Annotated in this window: 15 protein-coding genes and 3 pseudogenes; 13 read left to right on the forward strand and 5 right to left on the reverse strand. The window is 36.5% G+C overall.

Annotation, left to right across the window (positions count from 1 at the left end):
- Positions 1 to 5: 5 nt before the first annotated feature.
- Both D9782_RS06335 and D9782_RS06340 read left to right on the forward strand, forming a co-directional pair.
- Positions 6 to 1,043, forward strand: coding sequence for an ABC transporter permease (locus D9782_RS06335; RefSeq protein ID WP_026679764.1), 1,038 nt, complete (start codon positions 6 to 8; stop codon positions 1,041 to 1,043).
- Positions 1,043 to 1,702, forward strand: coding sequence for an ABC transporter ATP-binding protein (locus D9782_RS06340; RefSeq protein ID WP_026679765.1), 660 nt, complete (start codon positions 1,043 to 1,045; stop codon positions 1,700 to 1,702). Before D9782_RS06335 ends, D9782_RS06340 begins: the two co-directional genes overlap by 1 nt.
- Positions 1,703 to 2,231: 529 nt before the next feature.
- Here D9782_RS06340 and D9782_RS06345 read toward each other — a convergent pair.
- Positions 2,232 to 3,368 (reverse strand): FAD-dependent oxidoreductase, encoded by a 1,137-nt coding sequence (locus tag D9782_RS06345; RefSeq protein ID WP_121604333.1) that lies wholly within the window; start codon positions 3,366 to 3,368, stop codon positions 2,232 to 2,234.
- Positions 3,369 to 3,686: 318 nt separating this feature from the next.
- Positions 3,687 to 3,873 (reverse strand): annotated as a pseudogene (locus D9782_RS06350) (recombinase family protein); the annotation flags it as partial.
- 394 nt (positions 3,874 to 4,267) lie between these two features.
- On the opposite strand from D9782_RS06350, the pseudogene D9782_RS06355 reads away from it, so the two are divergent.
- Together D9782_RS06355 and D9782_RS06360 are read left to right on the forward strand one after the other, a co-directional pair.
- Positions 4,268 to 6,248, forward strand: a pseudogene (locus tag D9782_RS06355) (prolyl oligopeptidase family serine peptidase).
- Between the two features lie 515 nt (positions 6,249 to 6,763).
- The gene (locus tag D9782_RS06360; RefSeq protein ID WP_121604334.1) at positions 6,764 to 8,554 is read left to right on the forward strand and encodes a S9 family peptidase; all 1,791 of its coding nucleotides are present in this window, start codon (positions 6,764 to 6,766) and stop codon (positions 8,552 to 8,554) included.
- Positions 8,555 to 8,695: 141 nt separating this feature from the next.
- Here D9782_RS06360 and D9782_RS23760 read toward each other — a convergent pair whose 3' ends face one another.
- The gene (locus D9782_RS23760) at positions 8,696 to 8,818 is read right to left on the reverse strand and encodes a hypothetical protein (RefSeq protein ID WP_256365765.1); all 123 of its coding nucleotides are present in this window, start codon (positions 8,816 to 8,818) and stop codon (positions 8,696 to 8,698) included.
- 138 nt (positions 8,819 to 8,956) lie between these two features.
- Here D9782_RS23760 and D9782_RS06365 point away from each other — a divergent pair, with 138 nt between their 5' ends.
- From D9782_RS06365 to D9782_RS22740, 3 genes are read left to right on the forward strand one after another with little or no spacing between them, the layout of a single operon-like run.
- Entirely contained in the window at positions 8,957 to 9,286 is a 330-nt protein-coding gene (locus tag D9782_RS06365; protein WP_026679704.1) for a PadR family transcriptional regulator, read from the forward strand.
- The gene (locus D9782_RS06370; RefSeq protein ID WP_026679703.1) at positions 9,283 to 10,437 is read left to right on the forward strand and encodes a DUF2812 domain-containing protein; all 1,155 of its coding nucleotides are present in this window, start codon (positions 9,283 to 9,285) and stop codon (positions 10,435 to 10,437) included. The genes D9782_RS06365 and D9782_RS06370 overlap by 4 nt, the downstream gene beginning before the upstream one ends.
- Before the next feature lie 35 nt (positions 10,438 to 10,472).
- Positions 10,473 to 10,757, forward strand: a complete 285-nt coding sequence (locus D9782_RS22740) for a DUF3953 domain-containing protein (protein ID WP_152525392.1) — start codon at positions 10,473 to 10,475, stop codon at positions 10,755 to 10,757.
- Between the two features lie 46 nt (positions 10,758 to 10,803).
- On the opposite strand, the gene D9782_RS06380 is transcribed toward D9782_RS22740, so the two are convergent.
- The gene (locus tag D9782_RS06380; RefSeq protein ID WP_026679702.1) at positions 10,804 to 11,265 is read right to left on the reverse strand and encodes a carboxymuconolactone decarboxylase family protein; all 462 of its coding nucleotides are present in this window, start codon (positions 11,263 to 11,265) and stop codon (positions 10,804 to 10,806) included.
- A 101-nt stretch (positions 11,266 to 11,366) separates the two neighbouring features.
- Positions 11,367 to 12,242: an RNA polymerase sigma-70 factor gene (locus D9782_RS06385; protein ID WP_026679701.1), complete on the reverse strand. Its 876-nt coding sequence runs from the start codon at positions 12,240 to 12,242 to the stop codon at positions 11,367 to 11,369.
- 341 nt (positions 12,243 to 12,583) lie between these two features.
- Between D9782_RS06385 and D9782_RS06390 the strand changes: the two genes are divergently transcribed.
- From D9782_RS06390 to D9782_RS23305, 6 genes and pseudogenes are all read left to right on the forward strand, one after another.
- Entirely contained in the window at positions 12,584 to 13,129 is a 546-nt protein-coding gene (locus tag D9782_RS06390; protein WP_051388224.1) for a DUF2812 domain-containing protein, read from the forward strand.
- Positions 13,130 to 13,633: 504 nt separating this feature from the next.
- Positions 13,634 to 15,436 (forward strand): glutamine--fructose-6-phosphate transaminase (isomerizing), encoded by a 1,803-nt coding sequence (glmS, locus tag D9782_RS06395; protein WP_121604335.1) that lies wholly within the window; start codon positions 13,634 to 13,636, stop codon positions 15,434 to 15,436.
- Between the two features lie 357 nt (positions 15,437 to 15,793).
- Positions 15,794 to 17,482, forward strand: a pseudogene (locus D9782_RS06400) (IS1182 family transposase).
- 44 nt (positions 17,483 to 17,526) lie between these two features.
- Positions 17,527 to 18,357 (forward strand): TnsA endonuclease N-terminal domain-containing protein, encoded by an 831-nt coding sequence (locus D9782_RS06405; protein ID WP_121604337.1) that lies wholly within the window; start codon positions 17,527 to 17,529, stop codon positions 18,355 to 18,357.
- Positions 18,338 to 20,377, forward strand: coding sequence for an IS91 family transposase (locus D9782_RS23525; protein WP_240455815.1), 2,040 nt, complete (start codon positions 18,338 to 18,340; stop codon positions 20,375 to 20,377). Before D9782_RS06405 ends, D9782_RS23525 begins: the two co-directional genes overlap by 20 nt.
- Positions 20,367 to 20,543 (forward strand): hypothetical protein, encoded by a 177-nt coding sequence (locus D9782_RS23305; RefSeq protein ID WP_205388397.1) that lies wholly within the window; start codon positions 20,367 to 20,369, stop codon positions 20,541 to 20,543. Before D9782_RS23525 ends, D9782_RS23305 begins: the two co-directional genes overlap by 11 nt.

Here is a 20,543-nt window from a genome sequence, read left to right on the forward strand (position 1 = left end):
GTGCAATGTTTCTTGCAATTCGAGAGTTACTATTTGCGAAAACTAGATATATATTAATTGGTCTCATTATGGTTTTAACGGCTAGTCTAATCTTTATTATTTCGGGGTTAGCTCAAGGTCTATCTGCTGATAATGCGTCCTCGATTCAAGAGCTGCAAGCGGATTTGTTAATCTTAACAAAGGATGCAGAGGGAGAACTTACAAAATCCTTTATTCCAATGGGCGAGGCGCAAGAGATTGTAGACAATCAAGGTGATGAGCATGCTAGTACTTTAGCCATTCGGATGATGAATGCCACCAGAAATAACAGTCAACAGCAACTAGATATTGCAATGTTTGCAACAGAACCTGATAGTATGCTGATGCCAAAAATAACGGAAGGAGTTTCTCCAACAAATCAAAAACAAGTAGTAGCCGACACTACATTAAAGCAGGAGGGTGTAAAGCTTGGCGATAAATTGACAATTGGGGAAGCCTCTTACATTGTGTCAGCTTTTACATCAGGTCAACGATACAGTCATACTCCCGTTGTGTTTATTCATAATCAAGGCTTAGATCAAGTGAATGCAATTGCTGTACAAGGCGACGCCCATGTAGAAGGGTCATTTGATGTAATGACAAAAGAAGATGCACTTCAGGGGATTCCTAGCTATTCGCAGGAACAGGCATCGCTAAATATGATGATCATTTTCTTATATGTCATTGCTGCATTTGTGCTGGCTGTGTTTTTCTATGTCATCACACTACAAAAAAGGGAACAGTTTGGGGTGTTAAAAGCATTAGGTGCTAATAACAGCTACTTGATTCAGGGGTTAATGGGGCAAGTAGTATTACTTGCCGTTGTATGTATCGCATTAGGAGCAGCGATTACGGTTGGAATAGGTGCGTTATTCCCTAGTGATATGCCATTTCACCTCGAATTAGTTACAATGCTTAAGCCAGCCATTATTATGATGATTGTCTCCTTTATTGGAGCACTGTTATCCCTTTATCAAGTAACGCGAATTGATCCAATTGAAGCAATTGAGGGGGCTGCTGCATAATGACACTTATTTTAGATCATGTTACGAAAACTTATACAGATGGTCCAAATCGCTTTAACGCTTTGGATGAAGTATCCTTAGAAGTAAAATCAGGTGAATTTATTGCGATAGTTGGTCCTTCTGGATCAGGAAAAAGTACGATGTTATCAATTGCCGGGGCACTACTTTCTCCAACAAGTGGGAACGTGCTGTTGGCTGGAGAGAATATTACTGGATTATCATCGAAAGAAATAACGAAAAGACGGCTTGAAAAGATTGGGTTTGTGTTTCAAGCTGCTCATTTAGTTCCATATCTCAAGGTAAAAGATCAGTTGAATATTATTCAAGTGCTTGCCAAGAAACGAGTTAAACATGGGAGTGATTTACTTACTCATTTTGGCTTGCAGCATCGGTTGAATAATTATCCCAATGAGCTGTCAGGAGGTCAGCGTCAGCGAGTAGCAATTGCTCGTGCACTAATGAACGATCCGCAAATAATTCTTGCTGATGAACCTACTGCAAGCCTTGACTCCAAGCGAGGTCAGGATGTTGTAAAACTTTTGGCAGGCGAAATTAAAGATCGAAACAAGGCCGGAATTATGGTAACGCATGATGAGCGCGTACTTAGCTATGCAGATCGAATTGTAACGATTCGCGACGGAAAAATAGTAAAGGATTAAATAGTAAGAACTGCTCAGCAATAAAAACAACCACTCATATAATAAAAGAACGACCACAGTTCCAGCTATGGTCGATAGATACCCATCCTTATGATAGGGATTGGCGTTATCTAATTTAGAAAGAAAAAATAGCCCATACCCCTTTGTGGAACAGGTGGCTATTTTTTTGCGTTAAGAATAGCTACAACAACTGAATTAGCGTTACGATCATGCGTTTTATCAATACTATAATGAGTAAGTGTTAATGTATTTAACGTTACTATCTACTCTACTTTTGTCCCGTATATAACTGGCAGTAATCCCCCCACTGATTGAAGTTTCACTTTACATCTAACTGTTCTTTTAAAGCAGTAATTGATTGGATGTTCAAGAAATGGTTGAAGAACTTACAAAGGTGATGGCATATTTGGCTTAGATAAAAAGAGATGAGTATATGTAGAAAAAGAACGTGAAGAAAGTAGTTTACTTCTCTTTTGGATTGGTATCAACTACAAATTCTCCACGCTTTAGTTGATTTTGCAATAGATCCTCAAATAATATTTACAAGATCCTTTTTTGCTTTCTCTTTAACATTTAATCCATTAATCATTTCCAGAACCTGTAACGCACATCCCCATGAAAAAGTGATTCCAGAGCCACCATGTCCATAGTTATGTATAATGGATGAGTTAGGTACTCTTTCTAAACGAACACTTTTTTCACGGAAAGGCCTTAAACCAGTACGCACAGGTTCATAGGAATCAATAATTGCTTTTTCAAGCGGAGGGAAGAACGATTTACAACGATTATACATCTCTTCAATTGGTTGATAATTTTCTAAATTAACTTCTAAATCCCATTTATTAAGTTCAGCTAAACCTCCTAAAAGTAACATGTTTTCCCCTCTAGGAAGGATAAAAATAAAGCCAGGATCTTCACTAATTCCATCATGAGAAATACAATAAGCTTCATCTAATTTAGAGAATTGTTGCCCATCATTCACAACTCTAACTAATGCACCACGTAACGGGGTCATGTCATCATCAGTCAATTCAATAGCACCTAAACCTGTACAGTTTACAATTACATCCACTTGGTATTCCGCTTTTAAATTTTTTTCTTGTTGTTCTAAATTTCCTACAATTTTTTTCATTATAATATCACAATTTGATTTTTCAACCTTTTCTTGTAGCCACTTCATGTAGATATCCGTATCAATCATAGGAGCTAACAGCGTATATGCGTCTTTAATACCCATTTCTGGATTAACTCCTTTTTCTTCAATCAGTGATACACTATGGCGGAAACTACGAACATGTCTTTTTAATTCGTTCATTTTTTTTAAATCTTTAGAGTTATCCTTTATTAAATTTTTAAAAAAGAAAGTAACATCACGCATGTATACTCCACTTTCTTTGTTTTTAGATAAATCCGAGAATATATTATAAGAGAGTAATGACCATTCTTTTGATATCTTAATTGAAGCTTCATCTTGGTGGTTTCCACAAACAGCCGGAGGCCACTCCCACAATGCACCTGCGACTACGGAAGTAACTTCAGGAGCGAGCTTTTCTGTAACTATTTTGACTTGATGTCCTTCATTTTGTAAAATCAATGCTGTAGTTAGCCCTACTACCCCACCACCTATAACTAAAACTTTACTTTTTTCACTATGATTTATATTCACAACATCACTTCCTTATAATTTGTTTAACTATTAGAACAATTTGTCACAAAATTATATAACATAGCCCTTTCTAAAATATTGAAGTCTACCAATGGGTTTTCTGATAATAGTTCTGCATATTCTGATTTTTGTTGTTATTTTGATTCAAAACGATCGTCTACTACAGAATTGATGTATGAATCAAAATCTCCTTCTCTCAAAGAATTCAATGAGTCTTTTAGTGATTCTTCAGCCGACTTTAAAGAAGCGCTTACATAGTAAATAAATGCCATCAGTAAAGCTAACGCAGTGATAGAAACTAAAAACAATTTGCGTGATAACACTCATTTCTTCTAACCGTTGAATAATATTGAGGATATCCACCGTTCTAAACGGGAGATGCTCTCCACTACAACTGTATCGCCTTGCCTGATGACATTAAAAAGTTGATGAAGTCCTTTTCGATCTTTAATCGTACCTGTAAACTTCTTCTTAACTATTTTTTACAATCATATTGATTAAACATACCAATTTGCCGATCTAAGTTTTGATCAATAGTAGACACCCGAGCCGAGCATAATCAATTATCATTTGTAACCTTCAGTAAACCTATATATTTTTATTTTACTAGAAGGACTCTTATTGTAAAGGTATTTTTTGGTAATTAATAAATCTTAATAAAATCAAAGTTTAGTAGGATGAAAGAAAGCGTTACAAAAATACTGGTTTATGGTAATGGCATGTATTAACATGGAGATAAGTTCTAAATCAATCTGGCCAGATTGTTGTATAACATTTTCAAGTACAATACATAAATTAGGATATTAGTGAGATTAAATTCTGGTATTAGTCCTAACCTATGTGGTCAAACAATAGGTTTTACAATTTTGACAATAGTAACATTACGAGGTGGTTTATTAATGAAAAAGAATGAAAAAACATATCTAAGTATAGAAGAAATTATTTCATTACCAACCTTATCAGGTACAAACATAAGTGATAATGGCAAAAACGTAGCATTTGTCAAAAAGACAGCTAACTGGAAAGACAATAAATATCGGAACCATGTATGGATATATGAAAAAGAAAAGGGGCAGTGTTACCCATTAACAACTGGTGAAATAGATAGTACATACCCATTATGGTCTCCAGATTCTAGGAATATTGCATACCTTTAGCCCAGTTGGTGATGAGGAGAATAAGACAAATCAAATCTTTGTTAAGTCGATAGATGGTTATGACGGGGTTCAAATTACTAATGAGAAAGAAGGAGTCAGTAAATTCCAATGGGAGCCTAATGGCAAGGGTTTTTATTATGTTGCGCAGTTAAAAGAATGCGAGGAGATAAGGAAACGTAAGGAACTGTATGGAGATTTCCGTCATGTAGGTAATGAATATCAGAATAATTGTTTATGTTACATTGAAATAGATAAAGTGATACAAAATGATAAATATGAACACAAAAATAGCGTTGTTTATCAACTAACTGATGGTAAGGATTTTCATATCCATGAATTTGATTTGATATTTCAGATGATGGGAAAAAGGTTGTATTTATAGCTACACCAAGCCCAAATATGGAAGAGTATCTGAATGGAGATCTATACATATTAGATATTAAAGCGGAAGAGCTACAAAAGATGCATATAGATAAGTTGTTGGGAGGGAGTGTTTGCTTTTCTCCTGAAGGCAACAAAATATGTTACGCAGCAAGCATAAGGGAGAAGGATTACTATAAGACCCATATACAAGATATTAATTTAGAAATATATGATATTAATAATGGAGAGCTCATTCAACCTTTTAGCAAATTTTGATAGTACGGTAGTTCCATTACGCTGGACAACTAAAGGAATTTTAATTAGATGGTAGAATAAAACTAATTATCTTATTGGGTTACTAGCTGAGGATGGCACTGTGGAAATGTTAAGCGAAAAAGTAGATAGTTTTATAATGGATGCTTCTATAACAAGGGATGAAAATCATATATCCTATAATAAGGCTATAACAAATGAAATCTTTGAAATCTATTTAGACGATACAAAAATAACGAATGAAAATAGCTTTCTCAAAGGAAGGCTTAAATGTAACAGGGAAATAATTTCATGGATAAATAGTGATGGTCTTGAAATAGAGGGAGTTTTATCAACCCCAGTAGAGTTTGACACAAATGAAAAGTATCCCTTATTAGTGGTAATCCATGGTGGTCCAGCTTGGGCATCCTTTCCAATATTTTCAGATTGTTTTAATGAGAAATATCCTATTGAACAGTTTATTGGAAAAGGCTTTATCGTTTTAGAACCAAACTACAGGGGAAGTTCTGGTTATGGTAATGAATTCTTGAAAGCTAACTATAGAAAGCTGGGAATTGTTAATTACGATAATGTCATATCTGGAGTAGATAATCTAGTTGACAAAGGGATTGCAGATAAAGATAGAGTAGGGGTTATGGGATGGAGCAACGGAGGATATATATCAGCCTTCTGTTCAACATTTAGTAGTAGATTTGTGGCTATTTCAGTTGGAGGTGGAATTACTAATTGGAGTACCCATTATGTAAATACAGATATACCTTACTTTATTAGTATGTATTTAGGAAATAATCCATGGAATGATCCAGGGATATATACGAAAACATCACCAATGACATATATTAAAACTGCCTGTACTCCCACTTTAATCCAACATGGCGAAAAGGATGTAAGAGTTCCAACTCCAAATGCATATGAGCTATATCAAGGGTTAAGGGATATGGAAGTTGATACAGAATTAATTATATTTAAAGGAATGGGATATAGTTCAGACCAACCAGGAATTAATGTGGCTATTATGAAGCAGAATTTGATGTGGTTTTCACACTATATTCTTGGAGAAAGTATGAAAGATTTTAGGGTTCTATAATGGATATCCTCAAAGGATACATAAGGATGAATTTCTAATTTAAGTCGACTTTTAGTCTTTATTGTTTTCGTATCAATCACAGGTTTTTTTATACAAATAGATAAGATTTGGAACTATTGATGCAGTTTCTATATTATATAGAAGCTATATCTTTCGGGCGAAATCCTTTGTATCGAATCAGATGCACGTTGGCTAATTTCTTCGATTACAAAATCCTATGCAGTCGAATCGATGGGTTGCTGCATGGAGTTTCTTGCTCCCTTCTTTAATATGATTTAAATTATATGTTACTTGGGCATCTTCACTTCTTGATATGTTGGATTAACATCTCACTGCTCCTTCTCCTTCTAAAGGCTGAGAAGATTCTACTTCTCCTGACTGTGTTACAACAAACTGCTACGTGCTACTATTGGTATAGAAATACTATCGACCCTCATACAGATACGTTATACTACATATAAGTATTAATTTTCTAATAACTTAGAATGTAGGTGAAAAAAGATAGGAGGAGAGTAATGTTAAATTTTCCAAAGCCAACGGTGGAGCAGTTTTTTCGTACCTATACGATCACAAATTTTACAGTTAGCGTTGATGAGAAGCGGTTAATATTTACCTCGAATTTAAATGGTAAGATGAATTTATGGGCAATGGATCTACCAGACACATTTCCTTATTTATTTGCCCATCATGATGAAGCTTGTAGCTTTATCAAGGTTGATCCGAACAATCGATTTGTACTAGCAGGATTTGATAAAGATGGTGATGAAAACCACCATATATATGCATTGCCTGCTGAGGGAGGTCTGCCACAACCTTTAGTAACAGGAGAGGCATCGGAAAAATATTTCTTTTCGCATTTAAGTGAAGATGGGGAGCGATTATACTATATGACGTCTGAAGATAATCCCTCTTTTTTGAATGCGAGAGTCCGAGATCTTCGAACAGATACGGATCAACTTATACATGAAGGGGAGGAATCGCTTACAGAGCTAGCCGCTGTTTCCAAGGATGAAGAAGCATACGTGTATTTATGTTCGTTCGCAAACACCTATGTAACAGGGTATGTAAAATCTGGAGAGAATAAAAATTACCTCACACCAAATCCTGATAAAGTCCATGTTGTATTTGATCCGATATTTACAGATAATCAAACCATCTATTTTTTAACAGATTATGAGAGTGAATATAGTTATCTTGCAAAATTTGATTTGGGTTCGAAACAGTTTTCAAAAGTTTTAACGATTGAGAACGAGAGTATACAACTTTTAAAATGGCATAAAGAGAATCAATGCTTTTATTTGATAACGGAAAAAGGCGTTACGGATGTGATGTATCGCTATGAAGTAGCAAGCGGTAAGCTCCATACGTTAAAGTCTCCAGTAGATGTAATTGATCAATGTCATGTTACAACATCTGGTTCCATCTTTTTATTAGGACGAAGCGCTACAGTGCCTAGTAATATTTTTCAATCCGTGGATGGTGGGGATTGGCAGCAACTTACGAATAATGGAGTACTTGGTGTAAAAAATGAAGATATGGTTGAACCGGAAATTGTAAACTATTCCTCCTATGATGGGATGGAAATAGAAGCCTTGTTATTTAAAGCCCACCCAGAATATGATAACGGTCATACTATTTTTTGGCCACATGGTGGACCACAGGCTTCCGAGCGAAAGATGTTTCGTTCAATGTTCCAATGCTTCTTAAATCGTGGTTATTCAATATTTGCTCCTAATTTCCGAGGCAGCACAGGATACGGCGCCTCTTTTGTAAAAATGGTGGAGCAGGATTGGGGTGAAGGACCACGATTGGATTGTGTAGCAGGAGTAGAGTGGCTAGTTAACAACAAAATTAGCACTCGAGAGAAGCTCTTTTTAGTAGGGGGCAGCTATGGGGGATACATGGCGCTATTATTACATGGACGTCATTCTGAATATTTTAAAGCAGTTGTTGACATATTTGGTCCTTCTGATTTATTTACTTTTGTTAATTCAGTTCCTCCGCATTGGAAGCCGCTGATGGAACGTTGGTTAGGTGATCCAATTAGGGATGAAGAACGATTTACTAAAGATTCTCCAGTGACTTATTTGGACGGAATGACGAAGCCCATGCTAGTCATTCAAGGAGCAAAGGATCCCCGCGTTGTAAAAGAAGAATCGGATCAAATTGTTGCCAAGCTTAAGAAACAAGGGCGTGATGTGGAATATTTAGTATTGGAGGACGAAGGGCATGGCTTCGCAAAAAAAGAAAATGAAATAAACGTATATAAGCGGATGCTTGATTTTCTAGATCAACATCAATCCTAAGAAAACACAGCTTGTAGTGAGCTAGGAGACTCGCTACAAGCTTTTTTCGTAATCGAATAAAACTTACCCGCTTTTCACAGACATACACCCGACTCCAATCATCAAAAGCCATCTTAGCGTTTTTTACGCTGAAGTTCTGTACTATACATCCTCTTTATCCCGCATATAACTGGCAGTAAGCCCCCAACCAAGCAATAAAGTGAAGTCAATATGGAGAAGAGTGGGAACAACTGCCAGTAAATGTCCGATTGGTTCAACTATCAATCCGAAGCCCCGCGGATTGAAGTTTCACTTTATTCATAGTAGAAGAACATGGTGCATCCTTTATATCATCGTTGACCGATATGTCACGATGCGATATAGTCGAGTTGTGACATATCAAGTAGATAGTAGGTGGATGTGATGAAGCGTGAGAAACTGCTGAAAAGTTACATACCAATGACAGAGACAGCTTTTTATATTCTTATTTCTTTAATTGAACCAAGACATGGCTATGGAATCATTAAGCATGTCGAAGAAATAACCAATTATCGAATTCGTCTCGGGTCTGGAACAGTTTACGGTACGTTGACTAAGATGCACCGAGATGGGTTGATTAGTGTTTATTCAGACAGTAAACGCAAGAAGATCTATGAAATTACCCAGAAAGGTCAGAATTTATTACAGATAGAAATACAACGGTTAAAAGAATTGCATGCTAACGCAATAAAGTATGGGGAGGAGCTATTATGATTAGCGTATTCCGTCCATTTTGGAGTTATGATGTAAATGCGACAGAGAATTGGTTAACATATATGGCACAGCAGGGTTATCACTTTGTGAAGTTCAATCGGTTAACAAGACGGTTTTATTTTGAAAAAGCAGGTACAATCATGCAAACACCAACATATTGGATAGAACACGAGAAAAGGGGTAAAGCTGATCTATCGAAAGCATTACAGGAGGATGGCTGGAGACAAATTTATGCAGAGCGAAATTGGCATGTACTGCGTAACGAAAAAACATTACATGATATTACAACACTTCCAGCTAGGGAAGGAATGATACGGAGAAACGATACCCTTAGAAAGTTATTTTTCATACTATTACTCGCCTTGATATTCACTGCCCTTCCCCCCGTTTTGTTACTGGGAGTTTCGTTAGTAATGGCTGGTGTGCCACCATCTGTAGAGGGAGGGCCAGGATGGCTATTCACAGCATTAATCGGCTTATCGCTATGGATGTATATTCCATATTCTTTTTTCAAATTAAATCAATCGGTAAAGCAATTAGAAGCGTGCGACGTGTTAGAAAACAAACAGAGGTTGTCGCAAGAAAAGTATACGTCAGACTTTGTAAAATGGAGGTTAGGATGGATATATGCACCTGATAAGTTAGAGAAATGGTTAGAAGCGATGGCTAAGCAGGGGAAGCAGCTTGTAGCAGTTCGTACATTTGGAATAAGATTTTATTTCAAAGATAGTAGGCCGCAGCATATTCGATATTGTGTGGACTACCAGAAAGAGTTAAATCGCGCTTACTTTGATATGCACCTTGGTGCTGGATGGAGGCTAATGCATGCATCAAAAGGATTTATGAATAAATGGTCGATTTGGTCTATGGCCTATGAAGAGGGTGAAGAGTTGCCGCAATTATATAACGATACAGTCCATATGTTAGATCATGCTAAGCGAATTGCATTTTCTCATCTTTTCATGATGCTTCCGATGACTAGCATGTACGTGGTGCTTTTTTCAATGCAGTGGTCAGCGGATATGGGCAAAATGGATTGGTTTATGCTAATTGTTTTTGGTATAGCGGTTATTGAGTTTGCTACCTTTTCGCTTCAATCAGGTCTTTATTATCAACGGATTAGAAAAAGAGTTTCAAAGTTTTTCCCGTGAAGTCTTTACGTATAAAGGATTAACATCTAATCTTCGTGAAATGGAATTACGCATTTAGGGAAGTGGTTATCATCAGAGTTAGTAGAAGAAGCTTACAGTTAACGATTATCGTGTTATCAGGTTATCAACTTTTAACAGGAGATTTGCGTTTCATGCCATTAACTATTTTATTATTAGGATTGTTATTCATCGTAATGGGAATAAACGAAGTGAGAAAAGATAAATTGAATATATGGGGTTATGTTAGCTTCATTACAGCAGCATTTTTGTTTTTCGTAACATTACAGCTGCTACTTAACGTGAATACTTTAAACAAGTAGAGCAAGTACCTATACTTGTTGATAGAATACTTGCTCTGGTATCAAGCTATTTTGCGGTAACAGGGCTGTAATTTCCAGGTACATTATTAACGGAAATAGACAAACGATTCCAGCAATTGATGGTAATAATAAGGGCTACAAGATCAATATATTGCTTTTCATCAAAGTACATGCGTGTCTGTTTATATAGTTTATCAGGCACACCATTTACTGAGATAGCAGTCACAGCTTCTGCTAATGCTAAAGCTGCACGCTCGGTTTCTGTATAAAATGGTGCCTCACGCCAAGCTTGTAAACAATATATCCTTTGCTCGGTTTCTCCTATTGCCCGCGCATCCTTCGTATGCATGTCGATACAAAAAGCACAGCCATTCATCTGTGATACGCGAATTTTAATTAATTCGATTAATTTCAGATCAAACGCTGTTTTTTTCTTGTATTCCTCAAGCTGCACTAGTAATTTGACAATTTCAGGTGACGTCTTCTGATAATTGATTCGTTGTTCCATTCAAAATCACTCCTTTTAAATATTGGCCCTTCACTATATAGACAAAATAGCTAGCTGTTTTGTGACAAAAAAGAGAGAGCTGTGTGTGTGCTCTCTCATTATCAGTGTCTAGGTATTGAAATCCGGTTTAATTTATCCGGATTAGAAACAATATAAATGCGACTTATATTCTTTTGACTTCTATCTAAAGCAAAGGTAATGATTTTTACTGGACGACCATCTTTAACTTGTAAAATACCTTGTTGACCATTGACGATGACAGCGTAAAGTTTCCCACTAAAACTCCCCTTAGAGAAAATTCCTTTAAGGAAAGCTGATACACGGCGCTTATTTAGAATTGGATAGATGGCAGCAAGTACTTTCCCGCCCCCATCTGTAACTAGAACAACATCCTCTGTAAGCACATGAATAAATTCATCAAAATCACCTGTAGTTGTAGCATCAAGGAATGATTTTGTAAGGTTCTCGGCACGATCAGCGTGGTTTGTGTGGGCGGAAAATAAGTCGTTTTGTAATTTTTTCTTAGCACGACTATATATTTTCCTAGTGTTTACTTCTGTTTTATTTATGATATTAGCAATTTCAACATAATGATAGGCCATTGCTTCCTTTAAAACGAACACAGCTCTTTCTGTCGGAGTTAATTGCTCCATTAAAACTAAAAATGCATATGAGATTGCCTCATCTGTAATTACCTTGTCTAATGGCTGCTTGATAAAATGAACTTGTGGTTCAGGTAACCAGGTGCCAGTGTAGGTTTCCCTTTGTGTACGTGCAGATTTTAAAAAGTTAATACAATGATTGGTCGTTGTTTTCGCAAGGTACGATTTGAGATCTTTTATATGAGCCGTTTTTTGGTTCATTTGTAATAAGGAATCATGAACAATATCCTCTGCGTCTGTAACGGAGCCCAGCATTCGATACGCTATGGAAAATAGATAGGGCTGATATTCTTTATACATCTTCTTGAATTCCATTGGAACCTCCCCTTTTTTGTTGGATATAACAGGCAGTAGGATTCCACTTCAAGCGATATAAGTGGGGGAACGACTGACAGTAAATATCCAATTGGTTTAAAGGTCTTTAGGTCATACTGTTGTAGTATTTAGAGGATAAACAAAACCCCCAACTGATTGAAGTTCACTTTAATGATTTTCTATAGTTTACCGCAGGTTTTTGAGTAGTAAAACCCCAATATTTATTTTACGTTAAGAAGAACATCGTAAAAAAATGTAATAAATGGTCAATGGTAGCGTAATTATGAAATAAGGGGGTTCAAATAACTTCATGAAATAGGCTCAGAGGGAGGGTTAGTCCAATGAGAAAAAAATGGAAGCCATTTTGGAGTTATGATATAAGAAAAATGGAGAACTGGTTGCATGATATGGCATTAGCGGGTTATCGACTGACGAAGATCAGAACGAATAAGCGATTATTTATCTTTGAGGAAGCGCAACATCCTCAAAGGATTCACTATCATATTGTATATGATAAATCAATGGATTACCACCTGTCTGAAGCTATACAGAGTGAGGGCTGGAAGGAAGTGTGTCACCAAGGAAATTGGTATGTGCTTGCTAATGAAAAACCAGCAGAAGAACTAAGATGTTATCCAGTACGTGATGGTATTATTAAGCGAAATCGTAATATTTTATATTTTTATGGTGGAATATTTATTTACCTGCTTCTCACCTCCTTATTATTTTTAGTATTAAGCTGTATTACCATATTTTATTTCGGCGGTGTATTAACATTTGAGGAGAAGCCATTTTGGATAGCCACCCTTATCTTCGGAGGTATTCTATGGTTACTCGCTCCGTTTTCAACGATTCGGTTATATAAAACAAATAAACAGTTTTGGTAAAAGAGGTACTTCATACATGGTGCCTCTTTTCTTCTGCTAAGGACATGTAAATGGGAAGATTTTTAGAAGCATATTAGTCACATTGTATGAACAATGCCAATTTGTAATCATATAGTAATATAGCATCACAAAAAAATGATTGACGCAAATCAGAGAATAAGGTTAAAATGTGGTGTATCCTATTAGTAGGAAATTACGTTTTATTCTAGAAAAGAAAGGAGCATTAAAGAACGCTTTTATATGTTTTACAAAGCGCCAGGACTATTCTTTCCGAGCGATGGAAGATAGTTGACGAGGTTGGAGGTTATCGAATTGTTCGGCGGGTGCCTCCCGATTGCTCACCTCCATTGTAACGCTTTTTCTCAAAACAACAAGGTAACTTGTTGGCCAAAGGAAAAAAGCAAGGTGACATACAACAATCACGAGAAAGGGGCAGCACAACGCCCCTGTAACAATAAATTATTGGTTCGTTTGTCTGCCCCTTTATATAAGGAGGCCACAAACATGTGTGGAATTGTAGGTTATATTGGACAAAATGACACGAAGGAAATTTTATTAAACGGACTTGAAAAACTGGAATATCGAGGGTACGACTCTGCTGGTATTGCAATGCTTAATGATAATGGAATTAATCTTTTTAAAGTAAAAGGACGTATTGCCGCGTTAAGACAACGTGTAGATAGCTCTGTTCATGCAACTATGGGAATCGGCCATACCCGCTGGGCAACACATGGTGTGCCAAGTGAAGAGAATGCACACCCACACCAAAGCGCGTCTGGAAGGTTTACACTAGTTCATAATGGGGTTATTGAGAATTATCAGGATATAAAAAGAGAATACCTACAAGCTGTTGATTTTGTTAGTGAAACGGATACGGAAGTCATTGTTCAGCTTGTTGAACAATTTTTTGCAGAAACAAACGATACAGCAAAAAGTTTTCGTAAAGCAATGAGTCTATTAAAGGGGTCATATGCGATTGGCCTGATTGATAATGAAGACCATGATACGCTATACGTTGCAAAAAATAAAAGTCCTTTATTAGTTGGTTTGGGCGATGGTTTTAATGTTGTTGCAAGTGATGCAATGGCAACGTTAAAAGAAACAAATCAATACTTGGAGATTCATGATCAGGAAATCGTACTGGTTAATCGGAATTTTGTAGAGGTACAGAACCTGAACGGTAAGGTCCTTGAGCGTCAACCATTTACAACAAAAATTGATGCAAGTGACATCGAAAAGGGAACTTATTCTCATTTCATGTTGAAGGAAATAGATGAACAGCCATTTGTCATGCGCAAAATTATTCATGAATATCAAACAGAGAACAATGAATTAAAGCTTGATGCAAATGTACGTCAGGCTATGAAGGTTTGCGATCGTATTTATATCATTGCAGCCGGTACCAGCTATCATGCCGGACTAGTCGGCAAAGAGTTTATTGAAAAATTAGCGCATATTCCAGTAGAAGTCCATATTGCTAGTGAATTTTCCTATAACATGCCATTACTATCTGAAAAGCCATTGTTTATTTTCATTTCCCAAAGTGGTGAAACAGCAGATAGTCGTGCTGTGTTAGTAAAGATAAAAGAATTGGGACATCCAGCATTGACGATAACCAATGTACCAGGATCCACCCTTTCTCGTGAAGCAGACTATACGTTAAATCTATATGCAGGTCCGGAAATTGCCGTAGCATCCACAAAAGCGTATACGGCACAGCTAGCAGTCTTAGCTATTTTAGCTGTAGATACTGCAAAGGCAAAAGGATTGGATTTAGACTTTGATCCATTACAAGAACTTGCCATTGTTGCAAATGCGATGGAAGTATTAACAGATCAAAAAGAGGCAATTGAAGATTTAGTCCGTGAATATCTAGGAACAACACGGAATGCCTTCTTCATTGGCCGTAGTACCGATTATCATGTATGTATAGAAGGTGCATTAAAACTGAAGGAAATCTCTTATATTCAGGCAGAAGGCTTTGCTGGAGGAGAATTAAAACATGGCACCATTGCTTTAATCGAAGAGGGTACACCAGTTATTGCCCTTGCTTCACAAGATAATGTGAACTATTCCATCCGTGGAAACGTGCAAGAAGTAGTTGCTCGTGGAGCCAATGCATTAGTGATTAGCATGAAGGGACTTGAGCAGGATACGGATGCTTTTGTTATCCCACATGTACATGAATTATTGACACCACTTGTTAGTGTCGTACCTTTGCAGCTATTGGCATACTATGCTGCACTTCATCGAGACTGTGACGTGGATAAACCACGTAACTTAGCGAAGAGTGTTACAGTTGAATAAGTGAAGGTAAGATATCTAATATAAGTGTTAAAGACAAATAAAGTAGGAAACTAACAAAAAAAGATAGAAATTAACAAAAAAAGTTGGGAATTATACGTTTGTGGTTATTTTCACACTAACTGCTAATACTAAAGAAAATTACAAAGGATAATTGGTGAGAACATGAGTAATCGAATATTTACCCAAATAGTTAAATATGGTTTTAAAAAGGGGCTGGGACAAAACCCAGTAAAATTAAAAGTGGTACTCGCCAATAATTTGGTGAGTACCACTTTTTTTGAGATTTATGTACGCAAAAGGGATACCTTCTGGTAAAGTTAAAGTAATCACACCCAAACAGAACCGGAGGTATCCCTTATGTTTAAACATTATACCATGAATCAAGTCGTTTTGCCTTTAGATTTTGAAATGAAATTACAAGAAAATGATATCGCCTATGCAGTTAACCATATTGTAGAACATATCCCAGAGGAATCATTTGTGGGATTTTTGCGCGAAACAGGTTGTCCTGCATACCATCCTCGAATGATGATGAAGATTATCTTATGTGCCTATACCCAATCTGTTTTTTCTGGCAGAAAAATAGAAGGCTTACTTAAAGATAGTGTACGGATGATGTGGTTAGCACAGGGGTATGAGCCGAGCTATCGTACCATCAATCGATTCCGTGTTCATCCCGAAGTAAAAGAGTTACTACGCCAATGTTTTGTCCTATTTCGCTGTCAACTTGTTGAAGAGAAGGCAATTGAAGAAGAGGCCATTTTTATTGACGGCACGAAATTAGAAGCGAATGCCAATAAGTTCACTTTTGTATGGAAAAAATCCATTGAAAAATACAGCTCCGATTTAGTAGAGAAGTCGAATCAAATGTATGAGGAATTACTGGAAAAAGAAATTATCCCTGAAATAGAAAGGGAAAGTTCCGATGAACTTTCAAAGGAAGAACTCAGTGAAGTGGTTAAAAACCTAGATGAAAAAGTGAAGAAATACGATCAAGAAATCGAGGAAAGTGAAAAAGCAAAAGATCGCAAACAACTCCGTTCTATGCGAAAAGAACCCAAGCAATACCGTAAACAATTCCAAGACTATGTAATTCGTAAACAGAAATATCAAAATGATATGGAGATCTTTGGCAACCGCAATAGTTATTCTAAGACGGATCATGATGCCACTTTTATGAGAATGAAAGATGACTATATGAAAAATGGCCAACTTAAGGCGGGTTATAATGTACAAATTGCGACCGAAGGCCAGTACACATTAGCTTATGATGTATTTCCAAATCCTACGGATACTCGCACGTTTATTCCTTTTCTCAATAATATTGAAGAAAGGTACTTCAAGTTACCCAAGTATATTGTCGCTGACGCCGGTTATGGTAGTGAACAAAATTATAGTGAGGTATTACATCGAAATAGAACTCCACTCATTACGTATAATACCTATCGGAAAGAAAAGAAAAAGAAATATAAAGAAAATCTTTTTTATGTGTCAAACTGGGACTATGATTCAGACAACGACTTCTTTACTTGCCCAAACGGAAAGAAGGTACCTTTTCAATATCTATCGAATCGAACAGATAAAGCCGGATTTAAACGAACCTTTCGTGTCTATGAATGCGAAGATTGTTCGGGATGTCCATTACGCGTTCATTGTACCAAAGCTAAAGGAAATCGTAAGATTTTCTACAATGCCCATTGGGAACAGCAAAAAGCATATATAAGAGAGCAGCTTTCAAAAGAAGAAACGGGAGAAATCTATGGAAAACGTAAAATAGATGTAGAACCTGTCTTCGGATTTTTGAAGGCTAATTTGCGTTTCACTCGTATGTCAGTGAGAGGCAAATCGAAAGTGGAAAATGAATTAGGATTCGCCTTTATGGCGGTGAATTTAAGAAAGTACACCGCCTTCAGGTAAAATACAACCCTAAATTATAACAAAAAAGATTCCAGCTATCATTTTTTGATAACTGGAATCTTTTTTAACTTCATAAGGGCTAGTTATGTCCCAGTCCCTTTTTGCCTTACTTGGTTACATAAACTTTAAATAAGTCGTAAATAAAAAAAATGATAACAGGGAGATAAATAATCATGGCAAAGAGAAATCGATCAACTACTGCTGTAAAGATTGAAAAATGGATTAAAGAAGGTAGGGGAACTGGTGAAGGTGCAGATTATAAACCGTGGCTAACTATTCGGGATGTTCCTTCGAGAGGTATTGCAACAAGAAATAAAGGTTGGAAGACTAAACGAATACACCAACTAATGTCAAAGTTAGAGTTAAATTACCTTTATACCCTTGAATGGTCTGATGCAGTTATTGACATAAGAGAACAATATCCACTACTACCATTGGAAAGGACATTAGAGATAGCAGATGACTTCGGAATTAAGCATCCTACTGATCCTCAAACTAATGAAGAAACTGTGATGACAACTGATTTTTTAATCACAATTGCAACATCCAATGGTCTTGCGTTAAGAGCTAGAACAATAAAACCATCATCTGATTTGAATAAAAGGACTATTGAAAAATTTGCTATAGAGCAACAGTTCTATAAAGAGCAAGATATAGATTGGGGAATTGTAACAGAAAAAGATAAATCGGAGCAGTTCATACGTAATATTGATTTTTTGTATAACGCAAGATACATAGAAAATATTCCAGGTGTAACAGAAGAAAGACTGAAAAGTATTTCTTCTTGGCTATTACTGGAAATAACGAATAGTAGTGACCCTTTATCTGTAGTAGCACTAAATTGTGATGAGAGACTTGGATATAAGCTAGGTACTTGTTTGTTTATCGTCAAATATATGATTGCAAATAAAAATTGGTTAATTAATATTTATGAAGAAATTGATCCCCTGAAGAAAATTGACATAAAACCACGAGGTGATAAAAATGAACAACATATTCGTTAACTCAGTAATTGAGTGGTGTGACCAAGAAAATAACTTACTGTCCATAGAAAGAGTATTATGGGTTTCACCACAAACAAATGACGTTGTATTAATTAGGATTGATGAAGAACAGAAATCACTACCGTTCTTTAGAGACTACGCAGAAGTATTAGACGCATTAGAAACGCCGTATGTTAAAAAGTTAAATAAGGATCCTTTACGGGACTTATTAAATATTTGCGATGAATTTATTAATAAACATAGAGATAAGAGGGATAAGGCTTGGATGATTATTAAAGATTTAGTGGAGTTAGAACCATTTATATATGTAAAAGAAGAAAGAGGAGAATTAATAAGTGATTGTATAAAAAAGCATGGCGTAAGAAGTAAGTATATTTATAAAAAGCTTAAACAGTATTGGGTTGGTGGAAAAACTAAAAATTCTCTACTTCCATTATATAAAAATAGTGGGGGAGCAGGAAAAAATAAGAGGCTGGGCAAGAAAAAAGTAGGACGCCCATCTAATTTATCTAGAGAGTATCCCAGTATGATCGGAGTGAACGTTACCGATGAGGACAAAAAGGTTTTTAGAGCAGCTATTAAAGCGTATTATGTAAAATCAGATGCACCTGAACTGAAGGATACATACGATAAAATGATTAAATCCTTTTATCAAAAGATAAGAAAGTATAAAAATTTGGCTATACCAGAGTGTTTCTTACTGTGGTATTTTAAGTATATGGAAAAAAACATCTTGAAACGAATCTTTTTTGATAAACATCAACATTGGGAAGCATTTAAGAAGAAACATGGAGAGCGAATTCGTCCAATTGTCATTAAAGAGGTGGAAAAATTTCGTGACTGTGGAGATCCCAAAAATGGATTCAAACTCTATGTTTGTGAAGGATGCCATGACGTTCGACATGTCCCTTTTCGATGTAAAGGGCGTTTTTGTACAACGTGTTCTGTAGGAGAAAGTGAAGAATGGGGTCGCGTCCTTACAGAAGATATAGTACAAGTGAACCATCGGCATGTAATCTTTACGATAGATGAAAAATTACGGGCTATATTTCTATGGCATCGAGAGCTTTTGAAACCCCTTATGGATGAAGCTGCGAAGCTAATCACGGGTTATTTTCGAAAGAAGGCAAAAGTGAAACCGGGGATAATTGCCGGATTACATACATTTGGGTCAAGAGTGAATTTCAATCCCCATGTTCATATGTTAGTGACAATGGGAGGAGTTACGAAAAAAGGAGAATGGAAAGCGTACGACTATATACCGTTTACGATGCTTCGAAAGCAATGGCAGACGGTGGTGTTAAAATTCATTCGTAACCACTTGTCAAATAAGGAAAAGAAAAGAATTCAACCAAGATTACAACAGGCTTTTTCTAATAATGGGGAAGGCTTCTATGTGTATGCCCCAAAACAAAGAGGAAAGGTGAAGGACCAACTGCGTTATATTGGCCGCTATATTCGTCGACCAGCGATTGGGAACAATCGTATCGAGGAATATGATGGTCAACATGTGACATTCAAATATATGGATAAAGTAGACGGTAAAGAAAAACATGAGACCGTAACGGTAGAAGAATTTATTATTCGATTAATACGTCATATTCCTAATGAACAGTTCAAGACAATTCGTCACTATGGGGTGTATTCTAGAAGGAGTAAGAGCTTAAGCAAAAAGCTATTAGCTACATGGCAACAAGGTACAAGGAAATGGATAGTAAAAGTGAAGAAGACATTACGCCGCCAAACCTGGAGAGAGCGTATTATTTCTAGTGGTCAAAAAGATCCCCTTGTGTGCTCGCATTGCGACAATTACTATGAATACAAGGGAGAAGTGTGTCTAGAGAATGGGAAATTAGAAATAAAGATTGCATTCACAAAAGAAGCAAGGAATGATTTAGAAAGGTTGATTCACTATCGCACAGACCAACAAACGACGCAAAAAAGGGAAGAAGAAAAAAGGAACCGACCACTTACGTCCAAAGAAGACCTACGTCAACTATCATTGTTTCATGTGTCATGAAGAAGAAAAGATACCGTATAACGTAGTAGAAGAGTTTGATTTGATGGATGGCGGAGACCCAACTACGCCACCAAGATTCAGCTGTGAACAATGTGGAGGAGAAATGTATCCGGAGTATTATAAAGGAGTACAAGGACACGAATACAAACTATCGGATGTGCTCTAG

The organism is Virgibacillus sp. Bac332 (assembly GCF_003667785.1).
Classification (GTDB): domain Bacteria; phylum Bacillota; class Bacilli; order Bacillales; family Amphibacillaceae; genus Virgibacillus; species Virgibacillus salarius.